17 protein-coding genes are annotated in these 15,301 nt (G+C 65.4%); 2 read left to right on the top strand and 15 right to left on the bottom strand.

The window, feature by feature from the left end:
* Positions 1–46 precede the first annotated feature (46 nt).
* Positions 47–1,201, top strand: coding sequence for an acyltransferase family protein (locus ACETPF_RS00900; protein ID WP_373932386.1), 1,155 nt, complete (start codon positions 47–49; stop codon positions 1,199–1,201).
* On the opposite strand, the gene ACETPF_RS00895 is transcribed toward ACETPF_RS00900, so the two are convergent.
* From ACETPF_RS00895 to ACETPF_RS00840, 12 genes are all read right to left on the bottom strand, one after another.
* Entirely contained in the window at positions 1,171–2,175 is a 1,005-nt protein-coding gene (locus tag ACETPF_RS00895) for an LLM class flavin-dependent oxidoreductase (protein WP_373932385.1), read from the bottom strand. The two genes, ACETPF_RS00900 and ACETPF_RS00895, sit on opposite strands and share 31 nt — an antisense overlap.
* A gap of 43 nt (positions 2,176–2,218) precedes the next feature.
* Entirely contained in the window at positions 2,219–2,659 is a 441-nt protein-coding gene (locus ACETPF_RS00890) for an Hpt domain-containing protein (RefSeq protein ID WP_373932384.1), read from the bottom strand.
* A 93-nt stretch (positions 2,660–2,752) separates the two neighbouring features.
* Complete coding sequence (locus ACETPF_RS00885; protein WP_373932383.1) at positions 2,753–2,974, bottom strand: sulfurtransferase TusA family protein; 222 nt, start codon at positions 2,972–2,974, stop codon at positions 2,753–2,755.
* Positions 2,961–4,328: a ribosome biogenesis GTPase Der gene (der, locus tag ACETPF_RS00880; protein ID WP_373932382.1), complete on the bottom strand. Its 1,368-nt coding sequence runs from the start codon at positions 4,326–4,328 to the stop codon at positions 2,961–2,963. Before der ends, ACETPF_RS00885 begins: the two co-directional genes overlap by 14 nt.
* A gap of 137 nt (positions 4,329–4,465) precedes the next feature.
* Positions 4,466–5,803 carry an outer membrane protein assembly factor BamB family protein gene (locus tag ACETPF_RS00875; protein WP_373932381.1) on the bottom strand — a complete coding sequence of 446 codons (1,338 nt, stop codon included), beginning with the start codon at positions 5,801–5,803 and terminating at the stop codon, positions 4,466–4,468.
* A gap of 8 nt (positions 5,804–5,811) precedes the next feature.
* Positions 5,812–6,510 (bottom strand): tetratricopeptide repeat protein, encoded by a 699-nt coding sequence (locus ACETPF_RS00870; RefSeq protein ID WP_373932380.1) that lies wholly within the window; start codon positions 6,508–6,510, stop codon positions 5,812–5,814.
* Between the two features lie 77 nt (positions 6,511–6,587).
* The gene (gene panB, locus ACETPF_RS00865; RefSeq protein ID WP_373932379.1) at positions 6,588–7,460 is read right to left on the bottom strand and encodes a 3-methyl-2-oxobutanoate hydroxymethyltransferase; all 873 of its coding nucleotides are present in this window, start codon (positions 7,458–7,460) and stop codon (positions 6,588–6,590) included.
* A gap of 56 nt (positions 7,461–7,516) precedes the next feature.
* Positions 7,517–7,852, bottom strand: a complete 336-nt coding sequence (locus ACETPF_RS00860) for a type II toxin-antitoxin system RelE/ParE family toxin (protein ID WP_373932378.1) — start codon at positions 7,850–7,852, stop codon at positions 7,517–7,519.
* Positions 7,845–8,144 (bottom strand): type II toxin-antitoxin system Phd/YefM family antitoxin, encoded by a 300-nt coding sequence (locus ACETPF_RS00855; protein WP_373932377.1) that lies wholly within the window; start codon positions 8,142–8,144, stop codon positions 7,845–7,847. Before ACETPF_RS00855 ends, ACETPF_RS00860 begins: the two co-directional genes overlap by 8 nt.
* A 77-nt stretch (positions 8,145–8,221) precedes the next feature.
* Complete coding sequence (locus ACETPF_RS00850; RefSeq protein ID WP_373932376.1) at positions 8,222–10,714, bottom strand: TonB-dependent receptor; 2,493 nt, start codon at positions 10,712–10,714, stop codon at positions 8,222–8,224.
* A 152-nt stretch (positions 10,715–10,866) separates the two neighbouring features.
* A complete protein-coding gene (locus tag ACETPF_RS00845) occupies positions 10,867–11,064 on the bottom strand; it encodes a YezD family protein (RefSeq protein WP_373932375.1) in 198 nt (65 codons plus the stop codon).
* A 102-nt stretch (positions 11,065–11,166) separates the two neighbouring features.
* Positions 11,167–11,829, bottom strand: a complete 663-nt coding sequence (locus tag ACETPF_RS00840) for an RBBP9/YdeN family alpha/beta hydrolase (RefSeq protein ID WP_373932374.1) — start codon at positions 11,827–11,829, stop codon at positions 11,167–11,169.
* Positions 11,830–12,107: 278 nt separating this feature from the next.
* Here ACETPF_RS00840 and ACETPF_RS00835 point away from each other — a divergent pair, with 278 nt between their 5' ends.
* Positions 12,108–12,539, top strand: coding sequence for an OsmC family protein (locus ACETPF_RS00835; protein WP_373932373.1), 432 nt, complete (start codon positions 12,108–12,110; stop codon positions 12,537–12,539).
* On the opposite strand, the gene ACETPF_RS00830 is transcribed toward ACETPF_RS00835, so the two are convergent.
* The 3 genes from ACETPF_RS00830 to ACETPF_RS00820 form a co-directional block, all read right to left on the bottom strand.
* The gene (locus ACETPF_RS00830; RefSeq protein ID WP_373933034.1) at positions 12,511–13,398 is read right to left on the bottom strand and encodes a DMT family transporter; all 888 of its coding nucleotides are present in this window, start codon (positions 13,396–13,398) and stop codon (positions 12,511–12,513) included. The two genes, ACETPF_RS00835 and ACETPF_RS00830, sit on opposite strands and share 29 nt — an antisense overlap.
* Before the next feature lie 82 nt (positions 13,399–13,480).
* The gene (locus ACETPF_RS00825; RefSeq protein WP_373932372.1) at positions 13,481–14,281 is read right to left on the bottom strand and encodes a class I SAM-dependent methyltransferase; all 801 of its coding nucleotides are present in this window, start codon (positions 14,279–14,281) and stop codon (positions 13,481–13,483) included.
* A 104-nt stretch (positions 14,282–14,385) separates the two neighbouring features.
* A complete protein-coding gene (locus ACETPF_RS00820) occupies positions 14,386–15,120 on the bottom strand; it encodes a Crp/Fnr family transcriptional regulator (protein ID WP_373932371.1) in 735 nt (244 codons plus the stop codon).
* Positions 15,121–15,301: the final 181 nt, after the last annotated feature.

Raw genomic sequence — 15,301 nt, 5'->3', positions numbered from 1 at the left:
GCCGGGTCCGTTTCGGACCAGATGATGTGCGCCAGGAACATGGATCATGTTTCAGGCATTGAGGAAGCGTAACCATCAGGATGCCCGCGTGACACCTAGCCTCCCGACCCATGGCGCACGGCGATCCGATGCCATCGCGATCGCCCGCGTGATCTGCATTCTGGGCGTCGTCTATGTTCACGCCTGGACGGGCCTTAGCGGAGCGGAGCTGGAAGCGCTGCGCGGCAGCGCGCAGGAAAATCTCCGCTGGCTGCTGATGGAGATGTTCGGCCGCAGCGCCGTGCCGTTGCTGGGCCTCATTTCGGGGTGGCTGGTCGCGGGATCGGTCGGCACGCGCGACTGGGCCAGCCATGTCCGGCGCAAGGCGCGCACCATATTGCTGCCGATGATCCTCTGGAACCTGATCGCGATCCTGCTGGTGGGCGGCGCGGCCTGGCTTGCCGGGTTGCAGGCGCCTCAGCCGCAATCGGCGGCGTGGGTGGTCCAGGAAACCCTCATCCTCACCCGCAACCCCGACATCAACGTGCAGATGCCGTTCCTGCGCGATCTGTTCCTCTGCATGGTCGCCGCGCCCTTGCTGGTACGACTGCCGGGCTGGACGCTGGTCGCGATCGGTGCGGGCGCGGCGCTCTGCCATGTGGAAGGGCTGGGACCGCCGGTGCTGATGCGCGCCTCGATCCTGCTGTTCTTCGTGACCGGCATATTGGCGCGGCGCGGCGGCTGGGCGGATCGGGTGGCGGCATTGCCGCTTTGGGCCGCGCTCGTGCCTTTCGCGCTGCTGATGGGCGCGCAGCTCTACCGCGCGGTCGCGATCGGCAATGGCGGCGCGCCGGAAGCGCAGGCGGCCCTTGACCTTGCGGTGCGCGCCACGGCGACCGTGGCTTTCTGGCGCATCGCGTGGGCGCTTGCAGCCACCACCGCGCGCGGCATGTTGCTGCGGATCGAGCCCTACGCCTTCTTCCTGTTCTGCGCGCACCTCGTCCTCATCTGGCTGGGCGGGCCGCTGATCGGCAAGCTGACCGGACGGATGGGTTCGCCGCTCTATCCGCTGTTCCTGATCGCCCAGCCGCTGATCGTGCTGGCGGCGGTGGTGATGATCGCCAGCGTGCTTCAGAGGATCGCCCCCGGCGCGGCGGCGCTGTTGAGCGGGGGGCGGCTGAAGGGCGAGCGTCAGGCCGCTTCGCGCACCGTGATGGCCTGAGCGGCCGCCATGGCAATGGCGAAGCTGCGCTTGCGCGCCTGCGGATCGAAAATCTGGCCGGTCAGGATCAGTTCGTCCGCCTGGGTGCGGCGGAGGAAGGCCGCCATGTCGCGCTCGACATCCGCCTGATTGCCGATGCTCGAAACGCTGAGCACGTCCGACAGCATCGCCTGCGCCTGTGGCGGCAGGCTCTCATAATAGCCCGCCACCGGCGGCTGGAGCTTGCCCGGCTGGCCGGTGCGGAGCCGAACGAATGCCTGCTGCATCGAACTGGCGAGCAGTCGCGCCTTTGCCCTGTCATCGGCGGCAAAGACGTTGAAAGCGGCCATGACATAGGGACGTTCAAGCTGCGCCGAAGGGCGGAAATCGCGGCGGTAGAGGGCGATCGCCTCATCCAGCGCGCCGGGCGCAAAATGGGAAGCGAAGGCATAGGGCAGCCCCAAAGCGGCGGCAAGTTGCGCGCCATAAAGGCTGGACCCCAAAATCCAGATCGGCACATCCGCGCCCGCGCCAGGCGTGGCCTCAATGCCCAGCCTATCGTCACCGGCCAGCAATGCCTGCAACTCCATGACGTCGCGGGGAAACTGGTCCGGCCCGCCGGACAGGTTGCGGCGGATCGCCTGCGCCACCCGCTGGTCGGACCCCGGCGCGCGGCCCAGCCCCAGATCCACCCGCCCCGGAAACAGCGCGTCGAGCGTGCCGAACTGCTCCGCGATCACCAGCGGCGCATGATTGGGCAGCATGATGCCGCCCGCGCCGATGCGGATGGTCGAGGTCGCATGGCCGATATGCGCCAGCACGACCGCCGTCGCGGCCGACGCGATCCCCGCCATGCCATGATGCTCGGCCACCCAGAGCCGGTGATAGCCCAGCGCTTCGGCGTGCGCCGCCAGATCGGCGGCATGGGCGAGGGCGGTCGCCACCGTGTCGCCTTCGCGCACGGGGACGAGATCGAGCAGGGAAAAGCGGGTCATGCCCGCCATATGGGGGCAATATGGGTTTCAGTTCAAGACGGGATCAGACCGCCCGCCCAAATCCCTGAACGGGCGCTTCGACCCGGCGGCCGAAAGTGGCAGGGCGGCGAGCGACGAGCGGATTGGCATCGCGATCGAGCAGCGCCATCGTCTCGGTAAAGCAGGGGCGCAGCGCGACGACGGTTTCGATCAGTTCGTCCGGGCTCTCGCGATTCTCGACGCAACGGCGCGCCGTCATCTCGATCTGCTCGGCCATCGCGCTCAGGCGATAGGCGCCGAACTGTGCCGATTCGCCCTTCAGCGTATGGGCGGGAACGACGAGCGCAACGGCGTTGCGCGCACGGAAGGCATCCTCCACGGCGCTGATCGACTTCACGCCATCCTCGCGGAAATAGCCGAGGATGCGCAGAAAGGCAGTCCCCAACTCGGCGCGAGTCCGGGCAAAATCGCTCCAATTCACCAGTTCGGTATCTTGGTGGGACACCAATGTGCTCCTTCACACCCCGCGCCGGATATAGGCACGGCGCGTAAACAGGGAGTTAAAGCACCGGGCAAAGCAATGGATTGCCGAAACAATTCAGACATGCCGCGACATGGCGAAGCAATGATCGTCCAGCCGGGCGAAGGACCAGCCATTCGCTTGCGCCAGCGCCGCCAGTTCGGTCGCCGCGATCGGATCATCGGCTTCGATCAGGATGGCTTCAGCCTCCCGCATCGCCCGCGCGGCGCGGAGCGCGGGCCACGGGCATTTCATCCCCCGCGCGTTGACCTCGACAGGCGACGCCTCATTTATTGCCATAGGGGTTCTTGGCGCTCCGCAGCGTCAGCCGTACCGGCACCGCGCCAAAGCCCAGCTCCTTGCGGATGCCGTTTACCAGATAGCGGCGATAGCTTTCGGGCAGTTCGTCGAGCCGCGTGCCGAATAGCACGAAGGTCGGCGGGCGGGTCTTGTTCTGGGTGATGTAGCGCAGCTTGATCCGCTTGCCGCCGGGCGCGGGCGGCGGATTGGCCTCCAGCGCGCGCTCGAACCAGCGGTTGAGCACGCCGGTCGAAATGCGCTGCGACCAGGCGGTGCGGGTCTCGAACGCGACATGGATCAGGTCGTCCAGACCCTTTCCGGTCGCAGCGGAGACGGTCATGATCGGCACGCCGCGCACCTGCGCCAGCCCATCGTCCAGCGCCTTCTTGATGCCCTGATACAGGGCCGATCCATTCTCGACCGTATCCCATTTGTTGAGCGCGATGACGAGCGCGCGCCCTTCCTCCAGCACCTTGTCGGCGATCCGCAGATCCTGCGCTTCCAACCCGCGCGTCGAATCGAGCAGCAGCACGACCACCTCGGCGAAATTCACGGCGTTGAGCCCGTCGCTGACCGCCAGCTTCTCCAGCTTGTCCTGCACCTTGGCGCGTTTCCGCATACCGGCCGTGTCGATCAGGCGGACGGGGCGTTCCAACCCGTCGCGGCTGGTCCAGGACCATTCCACGGCGATGCTGTCGCGCGTGATGCCCGCTTCCGGCCCGGTCAGCAGGCGGTTTTCGCCGAGCAGCCGGTTGATAAGCGTCGATTTGCCCGCATTGGGCCGGCCGACGATGGCGAGCTTTAGCGGCGCGCTTTCGTCGTCCTCGTAAAATTCCTTCTCATGCGCCACGCCATCCTCGCGCTCCAGATGGGGCAGCAACGCCTGGAACAGGTCGGCAAGGCCCTGCCCATGCTCGGCGGAAAAGGGGATCGGTTCACCCAGGCCCAGGCCGAACGATTCCATCACGCCGGGGTCTGCTGCCTTCCCCTCCGCCTTGTTGGCGACCAGCACCACGGGCGCGTCGTTGGCGCGCAGCCAGCGGGCGATCTCCTCGTCCAGCGGCGTGACGCCGGCGCGCGCGTCGATCATGAACAAGGCGACATCGCAATTGTCGACCGCCGCTTCGGTCTGCATCCGCATCCGGCCGGGCAGCGACTGGGCGTCCTCATCCTCGTAACCGGCGGTGTCGACGATGGTGAAATCGAGGCCGAGCAGATGCGCCTCCCCCTCCCGCCGGTCGCGGGTGACGCCGGGCTGGTCGTCCACCAGCGCCAGCTTCTTGCCGACCAGCCGGTTGAACAGGGTGGACTTGCCGACATTGGGCCGTCCGACGATCGCTACCGTGGGCAGCATGGCCCATTTCCTTCCAAAATCAAACCTGGGCGATACACGCCGTGCTCCTGCGAAAGCAGGAGCCCAGGGCTCAAGGTCACCTGCCTCACCCTAGGCTCCCGCTTTCGCAGGAGCACGAGTTTTCTGCAATTCGGGCGTTAACGGAACGCCGTCAGCTTCCCGTCGTCCGCCAGCACGTAAAGCACATTGTTGGCGACGATCGGCGACAGGGACATGGAACGGTCCAGATCGACCGTCGCCTGCACCGCGCCCGTCGCGGGGTCGGCATAGACCATCTCGCCGCGCGTCGACACGACGATCAGCCGGTTGCCGGCCAGAATCGGCCCGGTCCAACGGATCGCCTTGTCCTTCTTCTTTTCCTTCTGCCAGCGGCGCAGCTGGCTGACCCAGCGGATCTTGCCGGTCGCGCGTGCGACGCAAAGCAGGCGCGCGTCGCTGGTGACGGCGAACACCCATTCGCCGGCGATCCACGGGGTCGAGATACCGGCGATATTGATTTCCCACAGGCGCTGGCCGCTGGTGAGTTCATAGGACGCCATTCGCCCACCCTGGCCGATCGCGAACACGCGGCCGCGATCGATCACCGGGTCGGCATCAATGTCGGTCAGCGTCGCGACCGCCGTCGAAATGCTGGTGCGCGACAGCGCGTCGCCCCACAGGGTTCGGCCATTCTCATAACGATAGGCGGTGATTTCGCCCGAGCTATAGCCCGCGATCACGGTGCCCTGCGCGGCCGCCGGGGCGGCGACGCCGAAGATGCCGGTGACCTGCAACGTGCCGCTATCGGTCCACTGTGTTTCGCCGTCCGACTGGTTCAGCGCGAAAATCTGATTGTCCTGGCCCATCACATAGACATGGCCGTTTTCCAGCGTCGGCGCGCCGCGCAGCGGGCCGCCGGGGTGCTTTTTCCAGACGATGGACCCGTCCGCAGCGTTGAGCGCGAACACGTCGCCTAGGCCGGTGCTGGCAAACAGCTTGTCGCCGATCGCGCTGACACCGCCGCCGAACAGCGCGCGGCCATTGCCCTTGCCTTCGGCCGGAAGGCTGGTCTGCCACACCTTGCTGCCGCTCGCCGCGTCGAACGCGATGACATGCGCGCCGGCGTCGATCACGAACAGCCTGCCACCCGACACGACCGGCGCAGCCGCAAGGCGCGCCTGGGGCGAGCTGCCCTGGATCGATGTGGACCAGAGCTGGCTCGGCGACCCGCCGAGCGAAACATGGCCGACCATCTTGGACGGGTCGCCGCCCGGCTGCGCCCAGGCGTCGTTCACGACCGGCGCGGGCAGGGTGACGGGCACATCCGCCAGCGCGGGATCGACCTCGACGCCCTGTTCGTTGGACAGGATGGAGACGCGGTTGCCTACCACGGGGGTCTTGGGGCCGCCCTTCTTCCCGCCGATGATGCCGCACCCGCCCAGCAGCGCGATCATCGCCGCCATGGTGACGACATGCCCCAACTTCTTGATCGCCATCGGCTTCATCATCCTTCGGTGGTTTCGGCCGGAATCTCGACCGCATCGACGCCCATCGCACCCGCCATCTGACGCGCGCGTGAACGGATGGTTTCTGGGACATTCTTGTCCTTCGCCATGGCGGCGAACATCGGCCCCGCAAGGTCGGTCTTGCCCATGGCAGCATAGGCCAGCGCCACCAGTTCGCCCGCGCTGCCGAACCAGGGCGCGCCCTCGACCGCCAGCGGCTTCAGCCGATCGACGACCTGCTGGGGTTTCAGGCTATCATATTCGAGCGCCGTCTGACGGACCAGCGCGAGGTCGCGATAGGGCTGGTCCAGCCCCTTATCGGCCGCCATGGCGCTGTAGATCGCGACCGCGCTCTTGGTATCGCCCTTGCGCGCGGCAAGGCCCGCCTTCGTCAGAAGGGCGGAGGCGCGATAGCCCGGCTGGCTCGCCTTGGTCAGCGCGTCCAGTTCCTTGACGTCGGGCGTGCCTCCCCCTGTGGCCGTGGTCAGCACCGCGTCCATCTTTTCCGATACGGCTTCGGACTGCTGACGGCTATAATGCTGCCAGTAAAGCCACCCGCCGAACGCGGCGAGGCCCAGGATCACGACCGCCAGGGCAATGCGGCCATAACGCTGCCAGAAGGTCAGAAGCTGGTCCTGACGGACGGCCTCGTCGACCTCGCGCATGAAGACTTCGCTATTTTGCGGCGTCAGGGCCACGATATTCTCCAGGCAACGGAACAGAAACGAATGCGATAGAAGGCGGGATCAATAGCGGCGCTCTGCGGCCAGGCAAATCACTTTTTCGGGCGATAGACCTGTTCGTCGGTGGGGAAGGCGCGGGCGCGCACATCGGCGGCGTAGCGTTCCGCCGTCCGCCCGATGATCTCGGCGATATTCTCGAACCGTTTGACGAAGCGCGGCACCCGATCGAACATGCCCAGCATGTCTTCGGTGACGAGTACCTGCCCGTCGCAATGCGCCGACGCGCCGATGCCGATCACGGGCACCGGCACGCTGTCCGTCACGGCGATCGCGATCTCCTCCATCACGCCCTCGATCACCATGGCGAACGCGCCTGCGTCGGCGACCGCCCTGGCGTCGGACACGATCTTCTCATGCTCTTCCCGGCTCTTGCCGCGCGCGCCATAGCCGCCCAGCGCGTTCACCGCCTGCGGGGTGAGGCCCACATGCGCCATGACCGGAATGCCGCGCTGGGAAAGGAACGCGATCGTCTCCGCCATGGCGACCCCGCCCTCCAGCTTGACCGCCGCCGCGCCCGTCTCCGCCATGATCCGGCTGGCGTTGGCGAAGGCTTGGGCCGGCGATGCTTCATAGCTACCGAAGGGCATGTCGACGATGACCAGGCTATGATAGCTGCCCCGCACCACCGCCGCGCCATGCGCGATCATCATGTCGAGCGTGACCGCGAGGGTGGAGGGGAGTCCGTAGATCACCTGCCCCAGCGAATCGCCCACCAGCAGCATGTCGCAATGCGGATCGAGCAGCTGCGCCTGCCGCGCGGTATAGGCGGTCAGCATCACCAGCGGATCGGCGGTGCGGCCATCCACCTTGCGGCGCTGGACGGCGGGCACGGTCAGCCGCTTCATCGGCGCGGGGGTGGGGTTGGCGCGGCTGGTCGCGGTGTCGAGCGTGAAGGTCGTGGACATGGCGCGCGGCTTAGCCCAGCCGAGCCGGGCGCGCAAATGTCGGAGGGATGGCGCCGCTACCTGTTGAGCAGCCTTTGCTCCATCAATGTTCGCATGTCTCGACGCCCATCGGACACCAACAGGATAAGCACGACATTTTCCACTACGCTATAGATCAGGCGATAGGGCGGATACACAAGCTGTCTTACGTCCTTCATGCCGGATGCCGTCAGTTCCTGAGGAACAGAACCGCGCAACGGAAAATTCTGTAACGACCGGACGCGTTCGGTTAGTCGGTCCAGCAGATCGTCAGCATCCTCGACGGTCCGGACCTCTGCGACATAAGCGTGGATGGACCGGAGATCGTCGCTGGCCGGCCCGGTCAATATCACGTCGTAGCGCGTGTCACGCATCGTCGGCCCGGTCACGCGCTTTCAACTGGGCTACGGCTTCATCCCAGGGGATCGTGCGCCCGGCCTTGAAATCCTCCAGGCCCAGCGCCACGATTTTCAGCATCGCCAGCGTCTCCTGGGTCTTTTCATATTCCCGGATGTCCTGGACGATCGCCTTCGCCTCGCCATTTTGGGTAAGGATCATCGGCTCCGCGCCGTCGTTAAGTTCGGCGAGGATTTCGGCGGCATTGGCCTTGAAATAGCTGATCGGTTTGATCCGGGTGGAATAGCGCATGAAACGGTCCTCGATCAAATAGGGACCGAATATAGTCTAATGCATCGCCGCAAGCAAACGGGGCGGCATCGTGCCGCCCCATTCCACTCGCATCATCAGAAGCTGAACTTGATCGTCCCGCCCCAGGTCTGCGGATCGCCGACCTGGCCGGCGATCAGGCCGGTATTGCCCGGCGCGACCTGGAGGTTCTCGATATAGTTCACGTCGAAGGCGTTGCGGACCCAGCCGAACACGTCGAACCCTTCGCCCCTGAAACCGGCGCGGAAGTTGGTGAGCGCATAGCCCTTCACCTCGGTGTAGATGGAGGGCGACGCGTTGGAGTTCCAGTGCGAGCGATAGCTGCCGTCGACGCCCAGATAGACCTGGCCGTCCTTGTCCAGCAGCGTGACCGGCAGGTTCGCCTCCGCCCCGTAGGAAAACGCCCATTTGGACACGCCCGGAAGGCGCTGGCCGCTGATGTCGCACTGGCGCGGGCTGAGCGCGCCGGGGACGCCGGGCTGCGAATAGTCCGGGGTCGCGCCCGCCGGCTGGAAGGTGCCGCCCGACAGTTCGGGCGGGCAGGGCGCGTCGACGAACTTCTTATATTTGGCGTCGGTGTAGGCGCCGTTCGCATAGGCGGTGAAGCGGTCGCTGGCGACCACCTTGAAGTCCGCCTCGATCCCCTGCGAGCGGACCTTGCCCGCATTGGCGAGATAGCCGCGCACCGTGCCGAACTGCCCGCCATTCACCGTCGCCTGGAAATTCTTGATCTCCGTGCGGAAGGCGGTGAGGTTGAAGGTCGCGCGACGGTCCCAGAACTGGCTCTTGAGGCCGATCTCATAATGGTTGACCGATTCGGGCTTCACCGTGCCGGCGGCGAAGTTCACCGTATTGTCGGCGTTGAGCGGCAGGCCGTTTTGGTTGATGCCCAGCGTCTTGAAGCTCTTGGCATAGGTGGCGTAGGCCAGCACGTCTCGCGCGATCTTGTAGTTGACGTTGAAGTCATAGGTGAAGTTCCACGCGCTGTCGGACGGGGCGCTGACCTGCGGCTGATAGACGCCGCACTGGGCGGAGCTTCCCGCGATGGTGCCGGGCGCGGGAATGGCGGTGCAACTGATGACCTGGCCCTGGCCGTTGGTGACGACGCGCTGGTAGAAGCCCGACTTCTTGTCGTAATTGACGCGCGCGCCAGGCTGGATGGTCAGTGCGTCGGTCACTTTCCAGCTCAGCTGCCCGAACAGGGCGGCGCTGTCGGCCTTCAGCCACTGGGTGTTGCTGGCGGTCAGGCCATTCAGGACATCGCGATTATAGGCGTTGAGCGGGTCGGCCGAGGGCGCGAGGCTCCATTTGGTCGCATGGCGGCCCTGCTGCTCGGTGCCCTGTGTGTCGATCCGCTGCTTGAAGCCGAACAGGCCGACGACGAAGTCGATATCCTGGCTTTCGTAATTATACCGGAATTCCTGGCTATACTGGTCCTGCTGCGACGGGTTCTGCGACTTGGACACGATCGACAGGCCGGTGAAGTCGCGGTCATTTTCGGGCTTCCAGTCCCAGAAGCGCCAGGCGGTGACCGATGTCAGCGTGCCGGGGCCGACATCCCACTTCACGCGCAGCGACGCGCCGCCGATCTTATTGCCCGCGTTCAGGCTCGAATCGAGGTCGCTCAGCCGGTCGTAGGGATTGCGGCTCGGCACCCGGTAGTTGAGGCCCGGATTGGCGGCGTTGGCGGCGGCGACCAGCGCGTCATATTGACGCGACAGGGCGCGCTGGGTGCGACCGACACGGACGAAGGTCGTGCCGCAGCATTCGGGGTCTTGGCGGCTGTAATCGCCCGCCAGCGTGATGGCGAGGTCGTCGTTGGGCTGGAACAGCAATTGACCGCGAATGCCCAGATTGTCCTGCTCGTTGATCCAGCGATCGCTGGTCACGTTGAACAGGGTGCCCCGCCGGCTGGTCGCGGCGATCGCAACGCGGGCGGCGATCTTGTCGGTCAGCGGGCCGGAAATGGCCGCCTTCGCCTGCTTGTAGTTGAGGTTGCCGACGCTCAGTTCAGCGCGGCCCTCGAAATCGAAGGTCGGCTGGTTGGTCGTGATGTTGATCGCGCCGGCGGTCGTGTTCTTGCCGTACAGCGTGCCCTGCGGCCCGCGCAGCACTTCGACCTGCGCCACGTCCAGAAAGTCGAAGGTCGCGGCGGCGACGCGGCTGTTATAGACATCGTCGACATAGATGCCCACGCCCTGCTCGAACCCGTCGCTGGTCAGGCCGAACGGCACGCCAAGCCCACGGATGTTGACCGACGTATTGCGCGGGTTGGTGGTATAGACCTGAAGCGTCGGGGCCAGCTGTTGCAGCTTCACGATGTTGAAGTTGCCGGTCGCCTCAATGCTGTCGCCGCGCACGACCGAGATGGCGAGCGGCACTTCCTGCGCGGTTTCGGTGCGACGGCGGGCGGTGACGACGATCACGTCGCCGCGCGGCGATCCGCTGGTGGCGTCCTGCTCGGGTGCTGCCTCCGCCGCCGGTATCGGCGCTGCGGTCTGCGCCGAAGCGGCGGTCGCGATGAAGGTCGAGCCCGCCACGCCGGCAAGCAATATGGTACGCGCAATCATGATGATCCCCTTTAATCCGGCTGTCCGGTGGTCTTTGATCGCGGCAATTCCGGCGGTCCGGTCATGGCCGTTAATATTGGGATGATCGCTATGATCGGCGGCTCACCCCCTGCCGCCATGGGCCGGTTGGCCCTTGTCTCATTGCGCGCTCGTCACGCCTGGCCGGCGGTCAGGCGCGTCTTTTCCGTCACGTCGATCTGCACCACGCGCGCGTCATGCACGGTCAGCGTGATCGATCCGAACCGCAGCCCTTCCAGCACGCCGCGCACCTTGTCGATGCTGGCGAGGATGTCGGGACGCTGCGCGTCGGCGCGGGCGTGATGGAATGCGGAATGTCCCTGTTCGTTCATATGGCCCTCTTTCCGACCTATTATCTCAACTGTTAAGATAGACAAAAAAGCAAATATAAGGGGCGCGCAAGTTTGTCTTGTCGCGCCCCTTGGGGGTGAGGCTTATGGGTGGAGCGGCTGCGCCGGTTTTTCCTGCGGCAGAAGGGGCGCGGCCGGACGCATCTGCCGCACGGCGGTCGCCTGCTCCTGCGCGTTGTCGATCAGCCGCTCCAGCAAAGCCTGGCCGAACGCCCAGTCACCCAGCCCCGAATCCGCGTTGATGTGACCTGCATGGCCCGCATCGACGAACTGGCTGCCCCAATTCTTGCCGACGCTGTGGGCGCGCTCGAAGAAGATATAGGGATCGTCACGGCTGGCGACGAGGATCGAGGGGAAGGGCAGTTGCGCGCGCGGCGTCGGGCCGAAGCCGCCGATCGTCTCGGGCGTCTCCATCCGGTCGCAGTCGGGCGGCGCGACCAGCAGCGCGCCGGTCACCGGCCAGCCATAGGCCTGGCTCTGGAGCGCGCCCCACCAGGCGACCGCCATGCAGCCGAGGCTATGGGCGGCCAGAACGACCGGGCCGTTGGCTTCCCGGATCGCCGCATCGAGCCGCGTAACCCAGGCGTTGCGGTTGGGACTGGCCCAGCTGCCGAGGTCCACCCGTTGGCAATCGCCGCGCTTTTGCTCCCACAAACTCTGCCAATGGCCCGGCCCGCTATTGTTGAGGCCGGGGATGGTCAGCACGACCGGCTGGCGCGCCTCGCTCGTGAAACCGAATCGCTCCATAGTCTGATCCTCATCCTTCGTTGCGAGCCTGATGATTTAATTCTATCTCAGCGATAGACAATGGGCTGGCGACGAAATGTGGTGAAATCTGGGCAGTCGGAAAACACGCCAAACAACTGTCCAACTCGCTGTACAACTTCTAGCGCGATGCGCCCGGCAGGCCACCATTTCCGGCAAAGCGCATGACGTCACGCGCGTTGCAAAAAATGGGCTATGCTGGTGCAACCGGGGGCGCTCGCAAGGGTTCCTCCGCCTCACCTCGAAAGGAGCACAAGGCCATGAAGATCAATCGTAGCGGCTCGGCGGTCTGGACCGGCGGCCTCAAGGACGGGAAGGGCGCGATCTCGACCCAGAGCGGGGCATTGAGCGCCTATCCCTATGGCTTTGCCACCCGCTTTGAGGGCCAGCCGGGCAGCAACCCCGAGGAACTGGTCGCCGCCGCCCATGCCTCCTGCTTCACCATGGCGCTCTCGCTGATTCTGGGCGAAGCGGGCCTCGCCGCCGAGAAGATGGAAACCAATGCCGTGGTGACGCTGGAGAGCCAGGATGGCGGCTATGCCGTCACAGCGAGCCGCCTGACGCTCAAGGCCACCATTCCTGGCGCGGACGACGCGACCTTCCAGGAACTGGCCGGCAAGGCGAAGGCCAACTGCCCCATCTCCAAGCTGCTGAAGGCCGAGATCAGCCTTGAGGCGGAACTGCTGAGCTGACCACTGGCGGTCGGGCAAGGACATGCTCGCGCCAGGCGATATAGAGGCCGCTGGCGATGATGAGGGTCGCGCCGATCCACGTCGTCGCCATCGGCCATCCTTCGCCGATGAACGCGCCGAGCAACGTCGTCCAGATGATCGCGCTATAATCCATCGGCAGCACGACCGACACCGGACCGAAGCGCAGCGCCGCCGTCAGCAGGATTTGAGCCGCGCCGCCGACCAGCCCGATCAGGATCAGCAGCCCCCAGATTTCCGCATCATGCGCCTGACCGTAGAAGGGCAAGGCGACGCTCAGCGGCGCCATCGACAGCAGGGTGAACCAGAAGACGATGACGGCCGGCTGCTCGGTGCGTCCCAGCTCGCGCAGGATCAGGCTGACCGTCGCGGTCAGAAGCGCGGCGGCTATGGCGACGGCGACGCCCTCGACCGGGAAATGGCCCGATTCGGGGCGAACCATGATCAGCACGCCGGCAAAGCCCAGCAGCACGGCACCCCACCGATGGATGCCTGTCGCCTCGCGCAGGATCAGCGCGGACAGGATCGTGCCGAAAATGGGCATGGTAAAGCCGATGGTCGCGGCTTCGGCCGGGGGTAGCAGGATATAGGAAAGAAAGTTGAGCATCAGCCCCAGCAGCCCGATGGCCATGCGGCTGGCGTGGACGCCGATGCGACGGGTCCGGATCGAACCGATGCCGCTGGTCATCGCGACGGTGACGAACACCACCGGCAACGCGATGAGTTGCCGGTAGAAGGCCGTCTCGACCAGGTTGACGCCATGATTGGCGGCGATCCGGCCGGTGATGAACATGATCGACAGGCAGAGGACCGCGGTCAGGCGCAGAATCATCGCCAGCATCGGGCGATGGGGGCGGGGGGCAGGGGCGGCGGTCACGCCACCCCCTTAACCCGGTCGCGCCGCAGCGCAACCGGGCCACTTGTCACGTGAGAGGCTTGCGGAATTTGAGCGTCATCCGGTCGCTTTCGCCGATGGCGAGATATTTGGCCTTGTCGACCTCGCCATTGCGGAGCACCGGCGGCAGGGTCCACACCCCCTTTTCCCAGTCCGCCGTATCCTTGGGATTGGCGTTCACTTCCGACGCGCCGACATATTCGAAGCCCGCCTCCTGCGCGATGCGCTTTATGGTCGAGACCTTGAGATATCCGCTCGTCTTCTCAAGCGCCGTGTCGCGATCCTCAGGCAGGCGATGATCGACCACCCCCAGCGTGCCGCCGGGCTTGAGCATGGTGAAGAAGGCCTTGAACGTCTCGCCTTCCTTTCCGCCCATGACCATATTGTGCACGTTGCGGAAGGTGAGGACCGTGTCGACGCTGTTCGCCGGGATTTGCGCTGCCTCCTCGGGATAGGCGACGACCTTCACCTTGCCATAGACGTCGGGCTTGGCGGCCAGGAATTCCTTATATTTGGGCAGGTAGCCGCCGGTCGGCTGGAGCGCGTAGAAGGCACCGGATCGCGCCAGCAGCGGCGCCAGGATTTCGGTGTACCATCCGCCGCTCGGCGAATATTCGACCACGGTCTGCCCCGGCGTCACGCCAAAGAAGGTCAGCGTATCGACAGGGTGGCGATATTTGTCGCGCGCCACATTGGCGGGGGTACGGGTCGGCGCCGCCACCGCGGCCGCGATCGGGTCGGCGTGCGCGCCATGGCCGGCATGCTGTGCGATGGCCGCGCCTATCGGCAGAAGGGCGGCGGCAAGCGCTAAGGGGACGAGACGGTTCATGCGGAATCCTCTCTTTTAGGGGGGTGGGGAGGATGTGCCGGTCAAGCCGCCCGCGCGCAAGCGAAGAAATGGCGCCATCGCAGCGCAGGCTGGGGTCTTTCGCCTTACCCTACCGGCAGCCAGTCCAGGTCCATATCCTTGTGCCGGTTGGTATAATGGCCGATCTCCTCCAGCCGCGCCATGTCGAGCAGGGTGATGCGGCCATTGGAGCGGCTGATGAGCGCTTCCTGCTCCATTTGCCGGATCATGCGATTGACGTGGACGGACGTGAGGCCGATCGAATCCCCGATTTCCTCCTGCGTCAGCTTCAGGTCGAAACTGTCGGTGATGCTCTCGTCGGTGATCCGCAGCCGGTCGAACATGTCGAGCAGGAAGGACGCGACCCGCGCCTTGGCTGATGTGCGGCCGAGCGCAGCGAGACGGTCGGTCATCGACACGCGCTCGGCGTTGGAGAGCAGGAACAGGAGGGCAGCGACGCGCGGAAACTCCTCCAGCAGCCGGCGCAGCGCGTGTTTGTCGAACGGGCAAACCACCGCGTCGGACAGCGCCACCAGCGATTCGGGGGCCTTACTGTATATGGTGCTGGCCGATCCGATGAAGTCGCCGGGAAAGTAGACCCGCAATATCTGGCGGCTGCCGTCGGGCAGGATGACGAAGCTCATCACGCGCCCCTCGCGCAGCACGAATAATTCGGTCACGGTGTCGTTGACGCGCTGGATCATCGCCCCGCGCCGCACCTTACGGGGATTTTCCTCCAGCCTTTCCAACGCCCTGCATTCCGCGTCGGACAAGGCGACCTGCTTGGCCAATCTTGCCGCGAAACAGCTTTTTGCCACCAACTCCACCTTTTTCCCTATTGTCGTTACGATGGCAAAACGCCCCAGGCGTCTTTTGGCTGCATTTCGGGCGGCTGCACTAAACTCGATCAAGGATGGAGCGGGCGACGAAATATTGTTTCCCGATGGCGTCAAACCGGTCTGGAGGGGGGCCTCGAGCCGCCTTGCGCCCTGCGCCACAGAC

The organism is Sphingobium agrisoli (assembly GCF_041877245.1).
Classification (GTDB): domain Bacteria; phylum Pseudomonadota; class Alphaproteobacteria; order Sphingomonadales; family Sphingomonadaceae; genus Sphingobium.
Note: the sequence above shows the minus strand (reverse complement) of the source record. Positions and strands in the feature narration are given on the sequence as shown.